At 64.3% G+C, this 2,418-nt stretch carries 4 protein-coding genes; 1 reads left to right on the top strand and 3 read right to left on the bottom strand.

Features of this window, described 5'->3' with window-relative positions:
- Both EN994_RS27275 and EN994_RS27280 read right to left on the bottom strand, forming a co-directional pair.
- Positions 1–841, bottom strand: an 841-nt coding sequence (locus tag EN994_RS27275; RefSeq protein WP_127307959.1) for an NmrA family NAD(P)-binding protein, incomplete at its 3' end; no start/stop codon positions are given.
- A complete protein-coding gene (locus tag EN994_RS27280; protein ID WP_013530655.1) occupies positions 838–1,020 on the bottom strand; it encodes a DUF1127 domain-containing protein in 183 nt (60 codons plus the stop codon). The genes EN994_RS27280 and EN994_RS27275, both read right to left, overlap by 4 nt.
- Before the next feature lie 217 nt (positions 1,021–1,237).
- Between EN994_RS27280 and EN994_RS27285 the strand changes: the two genes are divergently transcribed.
- Positions 1,238–2,149, top strand: a complete 912-nt coding sequence (locus tag EN994_RS27285; protein ID WP_013530654.1) for a transcriptional regulator GcvA — start codon at positions 1,238–1,240, stop codon at positions 2,147–2,149.
- Between the two features lie 52 nt (positions 2,150–2,201).
- On the opposite strand, the gene EN994_RS27290 is transcribed toward EN994_RS27285, so the two are convergent.
- Positions 2,202–2,414 carry a 4-oxalocrotonate tautomerase family protein gene (locus tag EN994_RS27290; RefSeq protein WP_013530653.1) on the bottom strand — a complete coding sequence of 71 codons (213 nt, stop codon included), beginning with the start codon at positions 2,412–2,414 and terminating at the stop codon, positions 2,202–2,204.
- Positions 2,415–2,418 lie beyond the last annotated feature (4 nt).

The following is a 2,418-nucleotide window of genomic DNA, read 5'->3' on the forward strand; positions in this document are numbered from 1 at the left end:
CGAAAGCCAGCTCCGGATACAGCACTCCGGCTTCCGGCGTGGCCGTCTCGAGCGCGGTCTCGCCGCGTATCCAGAATGCCCGCAGCAGTCCAAGCCAGGGGGCTGACGCGATCATCGCCTCAAGCTCCGCCGCACTCTGAGGCACGATGCGCGGCGAGCGGCCGCTCACCCGGCGCCACAGATCGATCATTTCGTTCTGGGTGATCTTGTTTCGGGCGATGCGGATCTCGCTGCGGATGGCCTTGGGATCGTTCAACGCGCGCAAGGTGACGGCGGCGATGTCCTTCTCGCTGACAAACGTCGCCGGCACATCGCCACCGCCATAAAGCGTCACCTCATCGGGCGGCAAGGGCGACGAGCCAAAGCGCATCAGATCGCCCAGCGTCGCCACCCAGGTCGAAAAGAAGCCGTTGGTGTAGATCACCGTGTAGGGCAGATCGGCTTGCCTGATCGCGTCGAACACGCCTCGCTTGAGATCGAGCGGCGGGATCGAGCCCGGGGCGGCGGCGGCGAAGTCGAGGCCGAAGCCGGCGGAAGGCACATAGCGGGAAACGCCGGCATCCCTCAGCGCCCGCACCAGCGTCATCTCGCTGGCCGAATGCACATGCACCGAGCTGATGACGCGGTCCACCGCACTGGCGGCGCGGACAAGGCTGTCATAGTCGTCGAGATCGCCGACGTGGATTTTGGCACCGAGCTCCTTCAGCGGGCGCAGCCGCTCTTCATCGCCGGCTGTTGCCGCACGAACCAGAACGTGCAGGCGATCGCCATTGCGGGCGCTGGCCTTCGCCATCTCGCTGCCCAGCAGCCCCGTCGCGCCGATGATCAGGGTGCTGGTCATATCGACCTCCCGTTGCGCAGGATGGAGCCGTCCCAGTCGCGCTCGAATCCGATGTCGTGCAAGCGATGGTTCGAGAAGCGTGAAACTTGGCGCAGCATCCGGCGGCGCTCGACGACTGCAGAGGCTCTGAGTGCAAGACCGCTCGTCGCGGCGCTGATGGATTCGAGAATCGGTTTCATGGTTCGTCTCCTGTGGTTCAGTAGGCGCAAGCGTGCCGACGCCGTCCGCAAGGGGACAAGCATGACGATTGCTCACACTGTTTCTGGTCGTTCAGCGCAGCGGCGAGATAGGAAAGCCGATCAATATCCGCTGCTACCCCTATAGATTGGACATTTCCGGGCTGGACGACAAACGACTCTTTGTGCAGGATTTGTGAGCAACACTCACAGGTGGACCATGCCGCGCAGACTACCGCCCCTCACTGCCTTGCCCGCCTTCGAGGCTGCCGCCAGGCATCTGAGTTTCTCCAAGGCGGCGGGTGAGCTCAACGTCACCCATGGCGCGGTCAGCCGCGCCATCCGCAACATCGAGGACAGGCTCGGCATCCAGCTTTTCGATCGGGGAACGAGGTCCGTGCGCCTGACGTCGGTCGGCGCGGCCTACGCATCGGAAGTCAGGACGGCGCTGGACCAGATCGCCGCCGCCACCATCGCCGCCACGCCCGACCGCACGGCAGGCATCCTGAATGTCAGCACATCGGACGGTTTTGCCGGCCGCTGGCTGGTGCCGAGGCTGCATCGCTTCCACCGCGCAAACGCCGACATCGACGTGCGGCTGTCGACCTCGGGCGTGCTTTCCGATTTCGTCAGCGACGGCATCGACATCGCCATCCGCTACGGCAAGGGCGGCTATACCGGGGTGACGGCGGAGTTTCTCGCTGATGAAGAGGTCTTCCCGGTCTGCAGCCCGGAACTGCTGCAAGGCGAACATCCGCTGCGCCAGCCCGGGGATCTCCGGCATCACAAGCTGATCCACGACGCCTTTCGCATCGACTGGGCAACATGGCTGCAACAGGCCGGCGTGGACGGCATCGATCCCAAGCGCGGCGTGCGCTTCGATTCCGCCACCTTCGCCGTCGAAGCCGCGGTGCATGGCGAAGGCGTGTTGCTCGGCCGAAGCGCGCTGGTCTCGGCCGACCTCGCTGCGGGGCGGCTGGTTCGTCCCTTCGATCTCGCGCTGAAATCCGCCTCGCGCTACTACGTCGTCTACCGTGACGGCGCGCTGCGCCAGAAAAAGATCAAGGCGTTCCGCGACTGGCTGTTTGCCGAAGTGGCCGCCGACTGGGTCGGTGCGACGAAGGATGGCTGATGCGGCAAGGGTTCAATTTGTGAAAGGCACCTCTTCGAGGTCTAGCCCTGCACTACTCCTTCGCGCGAAAAACTTCCGGCACGACGAACACTTCGTCGGCCCGGCCATAGCCTCCGTCGGCGACCTCCTCGACCAGCACCATCGTGTAGGGGCGCACGCCCTCACCGAAAAAGTCCACGAACATCGCGGTCGTTCGATGGATGAGGTCTTCCTTCTGCGCTTTGGAGAGGGCCGCTTGCGGTAGCTTGATGTTGGCGAATGGCATGATG

Source organism: Mesorhizobium sp. M7A.F.Ca.CA.002.09.1.1 (assembly GCF_003998555.1).
Classification (GTDB): Bacteria; Pseudomonadota; Alphaproteobacteria; order Rhizobiales; family Rhizobiaceae; genus Mesorhizobium; species Mesorhizobium ciceri.

Coding starts and splice junctions, on each gene's coding strand:
- EN994_RS27280 (WP_013530655.1), bottom strand. CDS start 1,020: ATGAAACCGATTCTCGAATCCATCAGCGCCGCGACGAGCGGTCTTGCA.
- EN994_RS27285 (WP_013530654.1), top strand. CDS start 1,238: ATGCCGCGCAGACTACCGCCCCTCACTGCCTTGCCCGCCTTCGAGGCT.
- EN994_RS27290 (WP_013530653.1), bottom strand. CDS start 2,414: ATGCCATTCGCCAACATCAAGCTACCGCAAGCGGCCCTCTCCAAAGCG.